Here is a 15,498-nt window from a genome sequence, read left to right on the forward strand (position 1 = left end):
GCAGGAGCTTCAGCCCACCTGCTTCCATGTATCAATGTCAATATGGTGGTCAGGGTTGGCCTGCCACGCCTGCCATGCCGACTCTACGATGTCGTGCACATCGTACTGAGCATACCAGCCCATTTCGGTATTGATACGTTCAGGGGAACCGATAAGATGCGGGGGGTCGCCTGCGCGGCGTTCTTTGACGGTCTCGGTAAAAGGCAGCCCTGTCACTTTCTTGATTTCATCAACGATCTCGCGCACAGATGTGCCTTTGCCTGTGCCGACGTTGAATGCATCGTACCTGCGTTCATCGCGGTCGAGATAGCGCATAGCAGCCACATGGGCATCAGCCAGGTCGGACACGTGTATGTAATCCCGGACACAGGTGCCGTCGGGGGTAGGGTAGTCATCCCCGAAAATCGCCGGGGCAAGCCCCTTCTTCAAACGGTCAAATACCATAGGCACAAGGTTAAGGATCGCCGGGTCTTCAAGCTCTGCAGGGCCGCATCCCGCAACGTTGAAATAACGCAGTGCACAGAAGCGGATGCCGAAAGCGCTGGCGCATGCGCGCCCCATCCACTCGCCGAAAAGCTTCGTCTGCCCGTAGGGGTTGATTGGGATCATGGGGATAACATCTTCAGGGACAACATCTACAGGCGGTACGCCATAGGTTGCTGCTGAGCTTGAGAAAACGAGCTTCTGCGCCCCGGAATCTTTCATCGCCTGGAGTACGTTGAGCATCCCGTTGATATTCTGCTGATAGTACCACAGCGGTTTTTCAACGGATTCGCCCACCTGCTTGCGGGCCGCAAAATGGATGACCGTGTCCACATTATGCTCACGCATGATCTCTGCCATACGTTTATCAGCCCCTGCGGCGGAAATATCCATGCCATAGAGGCGTGCCCCTTCGATCCGGGCGGGCTTCCCGTAGCTGAGATCGTCAACAACGACCACTTCGTCTTTGGCCTGATGCAATGCATGTACAACATGGGCACCGATATATCCGCATCCGCCTGTAACAAGGACTGTCATTTTTTCCTTCCAATCTGTGAGCTTCTATTGCCGTCACTATCATAGCTCGGAGCACATATCTCGGGGTGGGGAAAGGCATGCGTGATTCACGCCCACCCTTACAATATCCTTTATGACAGATTTTACGGCCTCTGCGGGCCTGCCAGACAGCGGCAGCGTGGAGGGGCATCATACAAGACCGATAGTTTCTTTCGTGCGCCGCTCTTCGCGCCTGGACAGGCGCCTGCAGAATGCATGGGATGATTATGCGGACAGTTTCCTTCTGGATTTTAGTGATTTTGGCGAAATAGAATATGATTTGGGCATGCCGCCGGGATTCGTATTCTCCCGTAGTTCCATAAGCAGGATTTGGAAGAACAGCAACCCGCTCATAGTCGAAGTAGGCTCGGGCCAGGGCGAGAATATCGCTGCTGCCGCGCTGTCCCATCCGGATAATAATTACCTTGCCTTAGAGGTCTATAAGCCGGGCGTGGCCCACACAATGCTGCTTGGAGGGAAAAACGGGCTGACGAATGTTAAGGTTGCGCAGGTCAATGCCCCCGAGTTCTTTGCGGCAGTGCAGCCGGGCACAGTCAGGGAAGTATGGACATTTTTCCCTGATCCCTGGCCGAAGACAAAACACCATAAGCGCCGCCTTATCCAGGGGAAGTTTGCGCATTCGGTAGGTACTGCCCTGGAAGACGGCTGTATGTGGAGGATCGCTACGGATATTGACGATTATGCTTTGCATATCCATGAGGTTATGGATCACAGGGATGACTTCACGAATACAGGCACTCTGACGGTCAGCCTCCCGGTGGAGCATGTCAGCAAGGGGAACTCTGACAGGGCGTACTTGCTTGAGCATGCCGATTTTCAGGAATCACACCGTTTCGAGGGTAGGATACTCACGAATTTTGAAAAGAAAGGCCTTGCAGCAGGCCGGACGATCCATGATTTTACGTTCCATGCACGCCATGGGATATCCGGATGTGAATAGCCTGGCAGCGCAATGCCGGCGCACTGCCATGCTGTGGTGCGCACGCGCCCCAGCTCCCGGCCATACCGGTTGCGGGATACCGGGACGCGCCCTATTTGCGTAAATCTACACCTGCGTATATCCTGTATCAAGTGCGCCCCCGTCGTCTAACGGTTAGGACACCAGACTTTCAATCTGACAACAGGAGTTCGACTCTCCTCGGGGGTACTGGTTTCACCCTTGCGCATAGCGTGCAAGGATCCGCTGGATATGTGGCATAATGTGGTGCATAACATACAGGTTAGTGTAGGCAATAAGCATAGCTGCACAAAAGTATATCAGTGTCAGCCAGTCCATCGTCCAGTAATGGGCAATAAGAAGCAGCATAACAGGAAGCTGTACGGTAACTGTCACAACTCCGGGGACATACCCTTTGAACCGGAAGCACATCGTGTAATGCATAATGAAATGGAGCATATATGCGATGCAGAAGCTGAGGTAAAGCCTGGTATTATGGTTCAGCTCGCAGAACGCTGAGACTAGGAGGAGTACGGTAAACTCTTCCAGCACCCCTGTGCTGAATGCGGAGCCGTCGGTAACTTTCCCAAAGAAGCTGCCGATTTTCGTTTCTTTCAGGGAAATGAATTTTGCCCTCTTTTTCCATAGCGGCATAAAAATCATTTCTTCAAAATCGTGGAGCAGGAACAGTATAGGCAAGCTCCAATAATGGAATAGGATCAGCATAATTTATTTCCTCCTGAACTTATATAACGGAATTCGTTTATACTATAGAAAGCGGGCCATGCAGCAGCAAGCGGATTTCGGGAAAAGGTACAGATCAGCGGATAGTGTGTCAGCGGAATAAGGAGAAAAATGGACAGCCGGGTATACCAGTCTAAGGTCCGGATAACAGAAGCGCTCCTCCGGCTAATGGAAAGTGATGATTTCAGCGCTTTGACTGTTTCTGAGATCACAGCCCATGCCCATGTATCCCGCAATACGTTCTATCGCCATTTTACAGATAAGTATTCTGTGGTCGAATTCTTTGTGGAGTGGCTGCTGGACAGTTATCTGGCTGAAGTCAGGCGGCAGGGGGTAACGGATTTTGAAAGCCTGCTGGTACTGTATTTTACATTCTGGAAAGAGCGGAGGAAGTATATCGGCCTTCTGAAGCGGCACCATCTTCTGGATATGGTTTTCGATGTACAGAGAAAGAAATTCCTCAGGGCCCTGCCCGGTTCCAGTCTTCCTTGGCATGGGATACCGGGGGTAGATGAGACTTGTGTCAACCTGATCGTTATCGGCGGGATGTGGACAGTCCTCCTCTACTGGCTGGAAGGCGGGATGAAGCTGGAAGCCTCAGATATCACGCACAGGATTTTGCGTGAGCTGAGATTTTATACACAGTATATTGGCGATAGGGGCCCGGCAATCCGTCAGGAATAAGCGGTGTGGCGGGCGTGTACATCGGCATGCCCGGCATGGACAGGCTGCAGCTGGCCTGATTTAAGGGTTGAGCACCTGCCCGGGGAATTCCATCTTATCTTTTTCGGCAAGCTCGATCCATTCTTTGATCCACATTTCTTCCGCGGGGTCAATATCATGCCGTTCCAGATGCTTCTGATATGTGGAATAGAAGGCGCGGATCGCCGGATACAGCGCAGTCAGCGTATATTCAGGCCGCTTTTCGCGCCAGTGCCGGGGATGCGCCGCGAAAGTATTCTTGAAGCGCTTCATGTAAGCAAGGAACGATGACAGCTCGGTATCCATACGGCGCGCGCTGCAGGCTACGATCATATTGGGGCTGTACACAGTCTCGAAATCATGGTCGAACAGATGCAGGGAAATATCGATATCTTCGTGCATGATATCTTCCTTATCGCGGCACACTTCACCTTTTATCGCCTCCCATGCCGACCTGCGGATCGCCATATTTGAGCCGTACAGCAGCTGGCGCTTGCCGTCGGCGATATAGATGCGCTTACGGATGGAATTATCCCCGGCAAGGCTGATATTTTTCCCCGGCATATCATAATAAGTGCAGGGGCCCGTGGCGCCCATGGCCTCAGGGTTCTCTTCAAAGAGCTTGCTGACCACTTCTACCCAGTCAGGCTTGATCATACAGTCGGCATCAAAACGCCCGAGCACATCCCCCGTTGCATAGGTGAAACCGGCGTTGCGGGTCGGTATCAGCCCCTGCTCTTCATTCTGACGGAGCAGGACCACATTGCTGTGAGGGTTGTCCTTTATGAACTGTTCAACAATCTGGCCGGTATTGTCAGTTGACTTATTGTCAACAACAATAACTTCATGGGCAGGGACCGTCTGCGCCGTAGCATTGAGCAGGCACTGCGCAATACGGTCAGATTCATTCCATGCAGGAATAATTATTGAAACTGAGTTCATGGATCCCATTATAAACAGATATATGCCATGAGATGATCCCGTTTGCCGTTTTATCCCCAAGTGTTCTGTATCCCGGATATACTCTGTACGATTATGCAGTATCGTTCTATCGCCTGTGCGATAATAGGGGCAGCTATAAAAGCATGCGCATTGGACAGGAGCTGGCAAAAGGTACAGATATGAGCAGTGATCAGCCGGGGAACAATAACAGTAATGATGGCAGCAGGACAGTAAATATTTCTGACACAAGCGCCATCCGGCGCATTGACCTTGCTACGATCTTCCCGTCAAAGGGCGATCCGCGCAGGCCCCCTGAGTGGCTGGGGCGCGCCCTGCTGTATGCAGTGATCGCAGTCTACCTTGCTATTTTTGTATGGAATTCATGGCCTAAAATCGAAAATGTTGTTTTTTACGTTATCGTAGCGCTTTTTATTGCGCTGGCGCTGGAGCCTCTGATCCTGCGGCTTATCAAGCATGGATGGAGGCGCGGTGCAGCCGCAGGCGTTGTGCTTATAGGTTTTGTGGTGCTGTGCGCAGTTTTTTTCTCAATGTTTGGCGTGCTTCTTGTACAGCAGCTTACAACAATGATCGAGGGGCTTCCTGACACGTACAGGAATATCCGCCAGAGTATTTTGGATATGACGGGATACCGCCTTCCTGAGATCAAGGATCTGAGCTCCAGCATCATGTCATTCTTCAATACGAACGGCATGCAGGAATACCTGACCCGGGCTTACTCCACCGTTTCTTCGCTTATTTCCGGGCTGTTCGCAGTCCTGACGATCCTTCTGGTCACATATTATATCTGTGCTGCAGGCCCTAAGATGAGAAGGGGCCTGTGCAAGTGGATTCCCCGTAAATCCCAGCGTAAATTCATTGTTGTATGGACCACGGTACAGACCCAGATATCGAATTACCTGTACAGCCGGTTCATCCTTGCTATCCTGAACGGGACTTTCCTAGCAATCTTTATGATCATCCTGAAGATCCCGTACTGGCTGCCGCTGTCGATCTTCTGCGGGCTTGTATCACAGTTTATCCCTACTATCGGCACATATATCGGTGCTGTAGTCCCTATGGTCTCGGCATGGAGCACCAACGGCTGGCCGTATGCAGTCTATCTGCTGATCTACATAACGGTGTACCAGCAGATTGAGAATATGATCCTGTCGCCGCGTATCTCAAAAGATACGATGGATATCAATCCGGCTATAGCATTCCTGTCGGTATTCTTCTTCGGCGGGCTGTTCGGCGCTTTGGGCGCATTCCTTGCACTGCCTATAACTGCAAGCCTCCAGGCCCTTCTGAGCGCGTATACGCGCAGCTATGACCTTATAGACTCCGATCTGCTTGATGATCCTAAACCGGTGAAAAAATCCGGTATTGTCTCCGGGGCTGAAATGATCGAGAAGAATGTAATACAGCCGATCGCAGAACATATGCCGCGCAGTTCCCGGGGCTCATCCGCAAATATTATGGCTGACAGTGTTGCTGACCTGCGAAGGCGCGCAGGGGAGCAGGATCAGGCCACGTACCGTACTTCCGAAGAGGAAGATGCATCAGAAACAGTTGCTATCCCGCAGAAGGGCAGTGCAGGGTATGGCAGAGGAGGATCGGGCAAGCGGCCTGTTATTGGCGCGCAGGGACCGGACGATGATGACGAACAGCCTGCAGCGGTCCCTGTCAGCGGCAAAGGGTCCGGCGGCAGCGGTACCGGTAAAGGCCGGGACCAGGCTGACGGAAAAGATACCGGAAAAGCAACCGGTACCGGGACCGATACGGGAGGCCGCAGGCAGCAGCGTAAGCGTTCCAAAGGCAGGGGCGCCCGGGGGCAGTGGAAATAATGGTCCTTCTGCAATTCCTCGATGTTGTTATCCTTGTCCTTGGCATACTGAGCTTCGGATACCAGGCGCTTTACTTTATTGCCGGGTTTTTCGGCAAACCGCAGAAGTATGCAGCTGCACCGCAGGATAAGCATTATGCGGTCCTGATCTCAGCGCGGAATGAGTCGCAGGTCATCGGCAACCTTATAGGGTCACTGCATAAACAGACATACCCCTCAGAGCTTGTGGATATATGGGTCGTCGCGGATAACTGCACGGATGATACGGCTGATGTGTGCCGGGGCCTGGGATGCCGTGTACTTGAAAGGTTCAACCAGGAGCAGGTGGGCAAGGGATACGCATTGAAATTCCTGTTCAACTATATGCGCGACAGGAAGTTCAGCGATATTTATGATGCGTACTTTATTTTTGATGCCGATAACCTTCTTGATCCGAAGTACATTGAAGAAATGAACAATGCTTTCCAGCAGGGCTATGATGCCGTTACCAGCTACAGGAATTCCACGAACCTTGCGGAGAACTGGGTATCTGCCGGTTCAGCACTATGGTTCATTTTCCAGTCCCGCCTGCTGAATGCCGGACGCTCTATCCTGGGGAATAACGGCTGGATCGGCGGTACCGGTTTTATGTTTTCAAAAAAAGTCATGGAACGTAATGCCGGCTGGAAATTCCATCTGCTGACCGAAGATGTGGAATTTACCATGGACTGCATCTTAAGCGGAGACCACATTGGATATTGCTCAACAGCTGTGTTCTATGACGAACAGCCCGCATCCTTCAAACAGAGCTGGAACCAGAGGGTGCGCTGGAGCAAAGGATTCCTTCAGGTGTTCCGGTACTACGGGCTGAGCATGATCCGCTGGTCGATCCGCGAACGTGACCTCTCTGCAATGGACCTGACGCTTATTATCTGCCCCTTCATGGTGATCTCCCTGATCAGGTTTGCCCTCAGCATCCTTTACGCTGCACTTGGATATGTATCGTGGGAAAGCCAGCTGGCGAATTTCTCGACATACTGGGTGTCGCTGGTCGGCACAGTGGTCGGGTTCACAGTCCTGGCAGTTTTCGTCTGCATCCTTGAACGGAAAAAGATCAACGCTACAAACCGGGAGCTTGTCGCCTACTGCCTGAGCTTCCCCTGGTTTATGCTCAGCTATGTCCCTATCTCCTTCGTGGCGATTTTCTCCAAGTCTCAGTGGAAGCCTATTACGCATAAAGGTACAGGTGCGGCAGGCAAAGAGGATAAGTAGGATGCCATGGTATATTCCGCAGAGATAAAACGTGCTGTCGGCCTTGTCCGTGAGGCTCTGAGAAACAGCGGCATCACCCTGCAGTCCGGCGAATTCCGTGAGCACGGGAACCACACTCCGCACGCTGATTCCCCTCTGGTCCTGGTGGCATGTTCAGGCGGGCGCGATTCCATGGCGCTGGCTTATATTTCCCGTATCGTCTGCTCCAGCATTGGCGTGCGGTGCGGTGCGGTGGTCGTAGACCACCATCTTCAGGAAGGCTCCGCTCAGGCAGCGTGCACTGCAGCCCGGCAGTGCACGGAACTGGGCTTGGAACCGGTGATCATTGCTGATGCCCAGGTGCAGGCTACGGGCTCAGGGGAGGAGTCTGATGCCCGGGATGCGCGGTTCGATGAGCTTATCGCTGCAGCCCATAAGCACAGCTCTGCTGTAGTGCTGCTTGCCCATACATCCACGGACCAGGCGGAGACGGTTGCCATCGGGCTGCTAAGGGCACCAACTGTTTCAGCGCTTGCCGGGATGCCCTCCAGCATTGAAAAAGGCGGTGTTACATTCCTGCGGCCCTTCCTCAAAGGCCTGGCCCGGCAGGATACTACCCGCATATGCGAAAACGCGGGCATTCCATGGTGGGATGACCCCACAAATGCCGAAGCGCTGTCTCCGGATGAACTCAGCAGCGGGCAGTTCCCTTTGAGATCCCGTATCCGGCAGGACCTTATGCCGTATCTGGCCGGTTTTGCTGGGAAAGATATTTCGGCACTCTGGTCGCGCTATACAGGCGTCAACCGGCAGGACCGTGATTATATCGACAGTCATGCTGCAGCGGCATACAGGGAGTCGGTCCGTGAATACCCTGCAGTGTGGGACGGGCATCGGCTGGTCCTGGCTGGCGGAGCAGGAGGAGCTGATACGCAGGATGGCTGCAGCCCCCAGGATCTTGCGGCACTTGGGGGATACCTCCGGCAATATGGGCTGGAAAGCCGGGCAGATATTTCCGTCTATGAGCTGCTGGGCTACAGCAGCCTGCATCCGTCTATACGGTCGCGCATCCTCATAAAAATTCTGGAATCCCGGGGGATCCGCCCTGTAGAAAAACTCGTATCAGAATATGATGATTTCCTGGTGTATAAACGGGTTTCGGGACCCTTTCCGCGGATATCGGCAGAAAACGGGCATCCATATGGAGCCGCTGTTTTTGCAGCGAAAACCCGCGATAAGCGTTTCTGGATATATATTATCGGAAAAGATCGCAGAGCTTTGGATAAAGCCTAAGGAACCTTTCAGCGAAAGCCGTTTCTAACGTCATTCATTTATGACAGAATAATACCTATGCAAATCAAAGACATACAAGACGATATTGACGAAGAACTGATATCGCATGATGCTCTTGAGAGAAGGATAGTTGATGTGGCTGCCGCCGTAAGCCGTGATTATGAAGGGAAAAATCCGCTCCTTATAGCGGTGCTCAAAGGTGCGGCCAACGTTATGGTTACTTTTTCCCAGGCTATGAGCATCCCCCTTGAAATCGACTATATGAGCTTATCAAGTTATGGCTCCGGGACAGAATCGAGCGGGAAGATCACCGTACGCGAAGACCTGACGACTGATGTGGCAGGCCGCCATGTGCTGATAGTCGAAGATATTGTGGATTCCGGATACACTCTGAACTGGCTTGTAGGGGAACTGAACAGGCGCGGTGCAGCGTCTGTCGAGATCTTTGCGATGCTGGAGAAGCCTGCACGCAGGAAATATCATGTGGATGTTAAATACAGGGGGTTTGAGATCCCCGATAAATTTGTTGTGGGATATGGCCTGGATTATAACGAGTATTACCGTAACCTTAATTCCATAGCAGTGCTTAAACCATCGGTATATATAGAAGGAGAATGCGCATGACTTACGGACGTGATCCGCAGCGCCGCAACCCGTTATCAGGAAACCCGTTCCAGCAGGATCCGGCTGATAGGGGGAACGGGCAGGGCAACAGCAGCAACCCCAATGGGAATAAGGGGGATGGCCCTAATGACGGGCGCCCATGGTGGAGGAATACTGTTATCTGGGTACTGATGCTGGCAGTCCTTGTAGCGGGGGTTTTCTTTTTTGTCAACCGGAACAACAGGAATACCCCTGTTATCACTACCGAGCAGGGGATAGCCCTCCTTCAGGGGAAATCCGCTAAAGGCGCTCCAAAAAATGCTCCGAAATATACTGTACGGTATGTGAAAGTATCCAACGGGATATCGCCGAACGTTGAGATATGGCTTGACCAGGACTATAAAGTTAATGTTTATAACCCTAATTCACCTGACAGGAGTATCAGGAACAAGAATTACGGGAAAACTGTCAAGTTCTATTTTGTCAGCGGCCAGACGCAGCAGATACTGGATATCGTGCAGAATGCGAAGGCACAGCACGGGTTTGATTCCACAACGGTAACGGAAAATAATTTCTGGGCTGTCCTTATTACAAGCGTCCTCCCGCTTGTCCTTCTGTTTGTTGCAATGTGGTGGCTGTTCAGGAGGATGGGCGACGGGACAGGCGAGATGTTTGGCCTGGGAAGCCCCAAGAATAAGAAACTGCTTGAAGGCGAAGTGCCGCAGACGAGGTTCTCCGATGTCGCAGGTGAAGAGGCTGCCGTCCAGGAAGTCGAAGAGATACGTGATTTCCTGAAGGATCCGGGCAAATACCGCAAGCTCGGGGCGCGGATACCGCGGGGCGTGCTCCTGTACGGGCAGCCGGGTACGGGTAAAACCCTTCTGGCCCGTGCAATCGCAGGCGAAGCGGGAGCCCCGTTCTATTCCATGGCCGGATCAGATTTCGTTGAGATGTTTGTGGGGCTTGGTGCTTCGCGTGTCCGTGACCTGTTCGAGGAAGCCAAGAAGACTGCACCCGCAATCATCTTCATCGATGAGATCGATGCTGTTGGACGCCGCCGCGGTTCAAGCGCTTCCGGCGGAGTGGATGAGCGTGAACAGACCCTCAACCAGCTTCTGGTGGAAATGGACGGTTTCAAGAACGATACAGACCTGATCGTTATCGCTGCTACCAACCGGCCGGATGTCCTGGACCCCGCGCTTATGCGCCCGGGGCGTTTCGACCGTCAGGTAGCCGTAGAGGCCCCTGATCTGGCCGGGCGTGAAGCGATCCTGAAAGTCCATGCCAAGGGCAAGCCTTTTGTCCCTGATGTTGATCTGCACACAGTTGCTGTACGTACCCCCGGCTTCACCGGTGCTGATCTGGCAAATGTGCTTAATGAGGCTGCCTTGCTTACAGCCCGTTCTAATGCAGACCTTATCGACAACAGGGCTATCGATGAGGCGATCGACCGTGTGATGTCCGGCCCGCGGCGCAGGTCGAACGGTATGGCGCTGCGCGAGCTGCGCAACACCGCATACCACGAGGGCGGGCATGCCATGGTTGCGGCTGCTCTGCACCATACAGACCCTGTCACTAAAGTGACTATCCTTCCGCGCGGGCGTGCGCTCGGATACACAGCTGTTATGCCTACAGAAGACCGCTATTCCCAGACACGCAATGAGCTTCTCGACCAGCTGGCTTATGCAATGGGCGGGCGTGCTGCTGAAGAAGTGGTTTTCCACGATCCCAGTACGGGGGCTTCCAATGATATTGAGCATGCCACGCAGATAGCGCGCGCAATGGTACTGGAGTATGGTTTCTCTTCGAAGCTGGGATCCGTAAAATGGGAAGACAGCCAGCAGGAAGGCGGCCTGGAAGACCTCAAAGACAGGCGTCTTTCTGACGAGACTGCGCGCACTATCGATGAAGAAGTACGCCAGCTTATTGAAACAGCTCACACGGAAGCGTGGAAGATCATTTCCGAGAACCGCGATGTGCTTGACGAGCTTGTCCGCCAGCTGCTGGTCAAGGAGACCCTCAACCGTGAGGAGCTTGATGAAGTGTTCAAGGGCTTGAAGAAGGCTCCGGAACGGGAGCTGTGGCTTTCAGACAGCAGCCGCCCTGATTCAGACTTGCCTCCTGTCCCAATCCCTGAGAACCTGCGGAGTTCAGTTGCTGTAGATGCTACTTCAGGCAGTGCCGGCACTGATGGCAGTAGCAATGGTGCAGGTACGGATACCCCTGCGCAGGGGGCGGAGCCGTCTGCAGGCCATGCCCAGGAGGTACAGGGGTCCCAGGAACCGGCTCAGGGGCAGCAGGATCAGGATCAGGATCGGCAGCTTCCGGCAGGGGGACCGGTGCAGGGGCAGGCTCCTGTCCAGGATGGGCAACATCCCAATACAGGGGCACCTGTGCAGCCCGCCCCGTCACTCCAGATGCCGCCTCTGCCTCAGCCGGGCCAGGCACCATGGGGGAGCCAGCAGGAGGCAGGGGAAGCCCAGCCCGATAATAACGGGGATAACGGGAATAATGGGGATGGCCCCTATCCGGATACCCAGCAGCATGATCCGGAAAACCGGGAAAGCGGTGCATCCGAAGAAGGCGGGCAACAGCCTGCCAGGTAACTGTGAACTGCTGCTGCTTTGGCTGCAGCTGTATGGGGATATTGGAAAACAGGAAAGAGCCTGATATGGAAACTGTGCTGGCCATAAACGGGCGTATCAATGTGGTGATTGGGATACCCGTATCGCGTACGCTCGTTATGGGTGTGCTGAATGTTACAGAAGACTCATTTTCTGATGGCGGTATATGGCTGCGCACTGAAGACGCGGTCCGGCATGTGCGTGACATGGCTGAACAAGGCGCTGATATTATTGATATCGGTGCCGAATCGACCCGCCCCGGTGCCCGCCGGGTCCCTGAAGATGTGGAGGGGCAGCGTGTGCTTGGGGTACTGGCTGCCTTAGCCGGATCTGATAGCGGCAGGCACATGGTGCCTGTTTCTGTTGATACGACACGGTCAAAAGTCGCCGATTCTGCCTTGAAGCATGGGGCTGCAATCATCAATGATGTGTCCGGCGGGCAGCTTGACCCGGAACTTCCTCATGTTGCTGCCGCATACGGCTGCCCCTATATTGTGCAGCACTGGCGCGGCTGGCTGGATCCCGGCTCTTCCGGCAGCTCTGAAATATACGAAGATGGCGTTGTCAATGACGTATATGCAGAACTTATGCATCAGGTGGATGCTGTCCGTGCTGCAGGGGTCGGCGACGAAAGGATCATTATTGACCCGGGGCTTGGCTTTTCCAAGCCTGGGATATCCCATAACCTCCCGCTTATCAGTTCCCTTGCCAGATTCCAGGCAACAGGGTATCCGGTGCTTATAGGCCATTCCCGCAAAAGGTTCATTGGGAGTATCGCCTCCGGCCCTTATCCTGTGTGGAAGAGCCAGGGCAGCACCGTGAAGGGGAAGCCTGTGCCGCAGCAGGAAGTAAACCTTGATGATAAAGATGCTGTAACGGCAGGGCTGAGCGCACTTATTGCCGAGCGCGGGGCGTGGGCGGTACGGGTGCATGATGTGCGCAGGAATGTATGTGCGGTCGCTGCTGGGGATATCCTGCGGCACTATATGGGGAAGTGACGGTGAAGGATGGACAGGATAACACTTACAGGCATCCGTGCATACGGTACCCATGGCCTGCACGGCAGCAGCAGTCAGCAGGCCCGGCAGCTGTTTTCCGTGGATGTCGTCATGTATCTGGATCTGTTTGATGCTGCCCGCAGCGATGAGCTTGTGGATACAGTCAATTATGATCAGATAGCTTCCCGGGTCGTATCAGTGGTTGAAGGAGACCATGTTGATCTGCTCGAAAGGCTTGCCCAGAAAATCGCCGATGCTGTCCTTCTGTCATACCGTGTACAGAAAGTTGCTGTAACAGTGCATAAAACTGCCACGGGATCCTCTGAGGCACTGTTTGATGATGTAAGCGTATCCATTGAGCGCCAGTCACAGGATCATAATATGCAGGCTGAGCTGTCCGCCGGAGCAGCCGAGAGTGCCGGGAAAGGGAATACGGGGGCAGCAGCCAGCGGAGCGTTTACCGTGTATGGGAACGGAAACCGTATGCCGGACAGCCGCTCTGCGGATGATGCCGGCGCGCCCGGCGTACCGCAATCATCTGCAGTGCATCATGCTGTTATTGCGATGGGGGCAAACCTGGGCGACTGCGAACAGGCTTTGCGGAGCGCGGTGGTATCAATTGATGCCATACCCGGGAACCAGGTGACCGGTATATCCCCGCTGTACAGGACTGCTCCCTGGGGGATGCCGGATGGTACCCCTGATTTCTTCAATGCTGTAGTCCAGGTGGACACGACGCATAGTGCTGAAGAGCTCCTTGACAGCCTGCATATGATCGAATCCGCGCATGGGCGGTCCCGTGAAGTGCACTGGGGGTCGCGCTCTCTGGATCTGGATATTATAGATTTTGATAGTATAGTGAGTGAAAGCCCCCATCTGACTTTGCCCCATCCGCGTGCATGGCAGAGGGCCTTTGTTCTTTCCCCCTGGCGTGATATTGAACCTGATGCGGTGCTCCGCGGCAAGCATGGCGGGCCGGTTGGCGAGCTCATCCTTCAGGCGCCCGACAGGGATGCTGTCAACAAAGTTTCTGATGACTGGATACTGGGAGGTTTAGCATGAAAGCACGATTCACACCGTGGTGGCATCTCGCCGTTGCCCTTCTGCTGGGGCTGCTTGCAGGCGGTTTCCTGGAATTCCTTACAGAACAGGCAAATATTTATCTGCTTGGTGTGCCGTGGTTCATTTCCGTTATCCTGCTCCTTGTAGGCTGCATTATCCTCTGGTTTGCATGGCAGGTGAGAAGGTATGCGAAAGGGGACCGCAAAGAGATCAACCCGCAGCAGGCGGTCAATACCCTGATCATGAGCAAGGCGTTATCCCTTGCCTGTTCGGCGCTTACGGGCTGGTATGGCGGCCAGCTGCTGCTGAGCCTGCCGCATGTGCAGATCGAATATTACAGGTCCGCTGTTATCCAGTGTGCCATAGCAATAGCAGTATGCATAGCCGATGTTATTTTTGGCATCGTCGGCGAGAGGTGGTGCAGGAGGCCTCCGTCCCCAGGGCCTGAACATCCTGAAACTAAACGTAAGGCTGCCCATAAAAAACGCCGTGCCCGCGCTGCAGGCGAATCGAATGTGAGGATGGCATAATATGCCGCATTACGAGTTGAAGATGGTGCGCAGCCATGACCATGGGGAGGATATTGCCCTTTATCGGAAAGACGCCGGGCTGCGCGGCATAGATGCGCTGAAACTTATCCATGTGTACCCTCCGCAGGAACAGTACCCTTTGGCGAATGGACGGTATATCAATGATGCCCCGGACCTTTTCCTTGATATCGTTGATATCCTTGACGGTAATGCCGATGACTACTGTGCTGCGGATACTGCTGATGCGGGATCACTTCCCGGGATCCCCGGTTCTGTGGTACATCTGAGGTCCCTGTGCGCCCATGCCGCCAGGCGTGCTGCTGACGGATCGGGCAATGCCCGCCGTTTCAAAGATGCCCGGGCACTGTGGGATAAGATTGAAAAGCATGTCCTGGAGCATATTGTCACACCTGAAGCGCAGCCGATAACAGATGTCAGGCGCTCGCATAACTGGAAGAAGAACCAGCCTTATAAAGGGGTCCCTGCAAACCCTGATGCGTGGTTCGTCACAGAAGTATATTCGCGGTCTAACCCCCGGAAAGATGTATTTAAGGCATATCGCGGGATCAATGCTGTTTTTGACGCCCTGCTGCACGCTGAGGGCACCGGGGAGGGGAATATTCCTTCATCAATAGGGCAGATCCGTGAAGCTATTGCAGAAAACCTTGATTATCCGTATTATGGGGAAATCGCTGCCCTTCTTAGGGATTCTAATATGCTTGTTTTTCATAATGCCGAGTCCCTTGCCCAGTGGCTGCGTTCTGAAGCGGGGCAGCACGATGCGGTTTTCCCGGATACCCCTGTAGAAGTTTATACTGTCCCAGATAACACCCTTGATAAGGATGACCCGCGGTACCTTTCGGCACAGCTGCGTTCTGCTGCAGGGCATTTTGCTAATATCATCGCCCCGAAGCAGGATCTCCGTTCTTAG

At 53.7% G+C, this 15,498-nt stretch carries 14 protein-coding genes and 1 tRNA gene; 12 read left to right on the top strand and 3 right to left on the bottom strand.

Annotated elements, in window-relative coordinates; all coding sequences use genetic code 11:
• Positions 1–9 precede the first annotated feature (9 nt).
• A complete protein-coding gene (gene galE / locus ABKA16_RS02060) occupies positions 10–1,020 on the bottom strand; it encodes a UDP-glucose 4-epimerase GalE (protein WP_380999341.1) in 1,011 nt (336 codons plus the stop codon).
• 112 nt (positions 1,021–1,132) lie between these two features.
• Between galE and trmB the strand changes: the two genes are divergently transcribed.
• The gene (gene trmB / locus ABKA16_RS02065) at positions 1,133–1,999 is read left to right on the top strand and encodes a tRNA (guanosine(46)-N7)-methyltransferase TrmB (protein ID WP_380999338.1); all 867 of its coding nucleotides are present in this window, start codon (positions 1,133–1,135) and stop codon (positions 1,997–1,999) included.
• A gap of 135 nt (positions 2,000–2,134) precedes the next feature.
• Positions 2,135–2,206, top strand: a tRNA-Glu gene (locus tag ABKA16_RS02070).
• A gap of 6 nt (positions 2,207–2,212) precedes the next feature.
• Here the strand turns inward: ABKA16_RS02070 and ABKA16_RS02075 are convergent.
• Positions 2,213–2,722 carry an HXXEE domain-containing protein gene (locus ABKA16_RS02075; protein ID WP_380999337.1) on the bottom strand — a complete coding sequence of 170 codons (510 nt, stop codon included), beginning with the start codon at positions 2,720–2,722 and terminating at the stop codon, positions 2,213–2,215.
• A gap of 129 nt (positions 2,723–2,851) precedes the next feature.
• Here ABKA16_RS02075 and ABKA16_RS02080 point away from each other — a divergent pair, with 129 nt between their 5' ends.
• Positions 2,852–3,424 (top strand): TetR/AcrR family transcriptional regulator, encoded by a 573-nt coding sequence (locus ABKA16_RS02080; protein ID WP_380999334.1) that lies wholly within the window; start codon positions 2,852–2,854, stop codon positions 3,422–3,424.
• Positions 3,425–3,484: 60 nt separating this feature from the next.
• On the opposite strand, the gene ABKA16_RS02085 is transcribed toward ABKA16_RS02080, so the two are convergent.
• A complete protein-coding gene (locus ABKA16_RS02085; RefSeq protein WP_380999331.1) occupies positions 3,485–4,384 on the bottom strand; it encodes a glycosyltransferase in 900 nt (299 codons plus the stop codon).
• A gap of 143 nt (positions 4,385–4,527) precedes the next feature.
• Here ABKA16_RS02085 and ABKA16_RS02090 point away from each other — a divergent pair, with 143 nt between their 5' ends.
• The 9 genes from ABKA16_RS02090 to ABKA16_RS02130 all read left to right on the top strand — a co-directional run bounded on the left by ABKA16_RS02090 (position 4,528) and on the right by ABKA16_RS02130 (position 15,498).
• Entirely contained in the window at positions 4,528–6,228 is a 1,701-nt protein-coding gene (locus tag ABKA16_RS02090; RefSeq protein WP_434156700.1) for an AI-2E family transporter, read from the top strand.
• On the top strand, positions 6,228–7,478 hold the full coding sequence (locus ABKA16_RS02095) for a glycosyltransferase family 2 protein (protein ID WP_380999326.1): 1,251 nt from the start codon (positions 6,228–6,230) through the stop codon (positions 7,476–7,478). The genes ABKA16_RS02090 and ABKA16_RS02095 overlap by 1 nt, the downstream gene beginning before the upstream one ends.
• Positions 7,479–7,484: 6 nt before the next feature.
• Positions 7,485–8,750 (top strand): tRNA lysidine(34) synthetase TilS, encoded by a 1,266-nt coding sequence (gene tilS / locus ABKA16_RS02100; protein WP_380999323.1) that lies wholly within the window; start codon positions 7,485–7,487, stop codon positions 8,748–8,750.
• A gap of 57 nt (positions 8,751–8,807) precedes the next feature.
• Positions 8,808–9,374, top strand: coding sequence for a hypoxanthine phosphoribosyltransferase (hpt, locus tag ABKA16_RS02105; RefSeq protein WP_017147473.1), 567 nt, complete (start codon positions 8,808–8,810; stop codon positions 9,372–9,374).
• A complete protein-coding gene (gene ftsH / locus ABKA16_RS02110; protein WP_380999320.1) occupies positions 9,371–11,959 on the top strand; it encodes an ATP-dependent zinc metalloprotease FtsH in 2,589 nt (862 codons plus the stop codon). Before hpt ends, ftsH begins: the two co-directional genes overlap by 4 nt.
• Before the next feature lie 65 nt (positions 11,960–12,024).
• On the top strand, positions 12,025–12,975 hold the full coding sequence (folP, locus tag ABKA16_RS02115) for a dihydropteroate synthase (protein WP_381000133.1): 951 nt from the start codon (positions 12,025–12,027) through the stop codon (positions 12,973–12,975).
• A gap of 9 nt (positions 12,976–12,984) precedes the next feature.
• Complete coding sequence (gene folK, locus ABKA16_RS02120; protein WP_380999317.1) at positions 12,985–14,037, top strand: 2-amino-4-hydroxy-6-hydroxymethyldihydropteridine diphosphokinase; 1,053 nt, start codon at positions 12,985–12,987, stop codon at positions 14,035–14,037.
• Positions 14,034–14,567 carry a DUF3180 domain-containing protein gene (locus ABKA16_RS02125; protein ID WP_380999314.1) on the top strand — a complete coding sequence of 178 codons (534 nt, stop codon included), beginning with the start codon at positions 14,034–14,036 and terminating at the stop codon, positions 14,565–14,567. Before folK ends, ABKA16_RS02125 begins: the two co-directional genes overlap by 4 nt.
• Position 14,568: 1 nt before the next feature.
• Positions 14,569–15,498 carry a hypothetical protein gene (locus tag ABKA16_RS02130; RefSeq protein WP_380999311.1) on the top strand — a complete coding sequence of 310 codons (930 nt, stop codon included), beginning with the start codon at positions 14,569–14,571 and terminating at the stop codon, positions 15,496–15,498.

The organism is Scardovia wiggsiae, assembly GCF_051045985.1.
Lineage (GTDB): Bacteria > Actinomycetota > Actinomycetes > Actinomycetales > Bifidobacteriaceae > Scardovia > Scardovia wiggsiae.

Excerpts from the sequence above, each read along its gene's own strand:
- ABKA16_RS02085 (WP_380999331.1), bottom strand. The coding sequence starts at position 4,384 with ATGAACTCAGTTTCAATAATTATTCCTGCATGGAATGAATCTGACCGT.
- ABKA16_RS02125 (WP_380999314.1), top strand. The coding sequence starts at position 14,034 with ATGAAAGCACGATTCACACCGTGGTGGCATCTCGCCGTTGCCCTTCTG.
- folK (WP_380999317.1), top strand. The coding sequence starts at position 12,985 with ATGGACAGGATAACACTTACAGGCATCCGTGCATACGGTACCCATGGC.
- tilS (WP_380999323.1), top strand. The coding sequence starts at position 7,485 with ATGGTATATTCCGCAGAGATAAAACGTGCTGTCGGCCTTGTCCGTGAG.
- ABKA16_RS02095 (WP_380999326.1), top strand. The coding sequence starts at position 6,228 with ATGGTCCTTCTGCAATTCCTCGATGTTGTTATCCTTGTCCTTGGCATA.
- galE (WP_380999341.1), bottom strand. The coding sequence starts at position 1,020 with ATGACAGTCCTTGTTACAGGCGGATGCGGATATATCGGTGCCCATGTT.
- ftsH (WP_380999320.1), top strand. The coding sequence starts at position 9,371 with ATGACTTACGGACGTGATCCGCAGCGCCGCAACCCGTTATCAGGAAAC.
- ABKA16_RS02080 (WP_380999334.1), top strand. The coding sequence starts at position 2,852 with ATGGACAGCCGGGTATACCAGTCTAAGGTCCGGATAACAGAAGCGCTC.
- ABKA16_RS02090 (WP_434156700.1), top strand. The coding sequence starts at position 4,528 with ATGCGCATTGGACAGGAGCTGGCAAAAGGTACAGATATGAGCAGTGAT.
- ABKA16_RS02075 (WP_380999337.1), bottom strand. The coding sequence starts at position 2,722 with ATGCTGATCCTATTCCATTATTGGAGCTTGCCTATACTGTTCCTGCTC.
- hpt (WP_017147473.1), top strand. The coding sequence starts at position 8,808 with ATGCAAATCAAAGACATACAAGACGATATTGACGAAGAACTGATATCG.
- trmB (WP_380999338.1), top strand. The coding sequence starts at position 1,133 with ATGACAGATTTTACGGCCTCTGCGGGCCTGCCAGACAGCGGCAGCGTG.
- ABKA16_RS02130 (WP_380999311.1), top strand. The coding sequence starts at position 14,569 with ATGCCGCATTACGAGTTGAAGATGGTGCGCAGCCATGACCATGGGGAG.
- folP (WP_381000133.1), top strand. The coding sequence starts at position 12,025 with ATGGAAACTGTGCTGGCCATAAACGGGCGTATCAATGTGGTGATTGGG.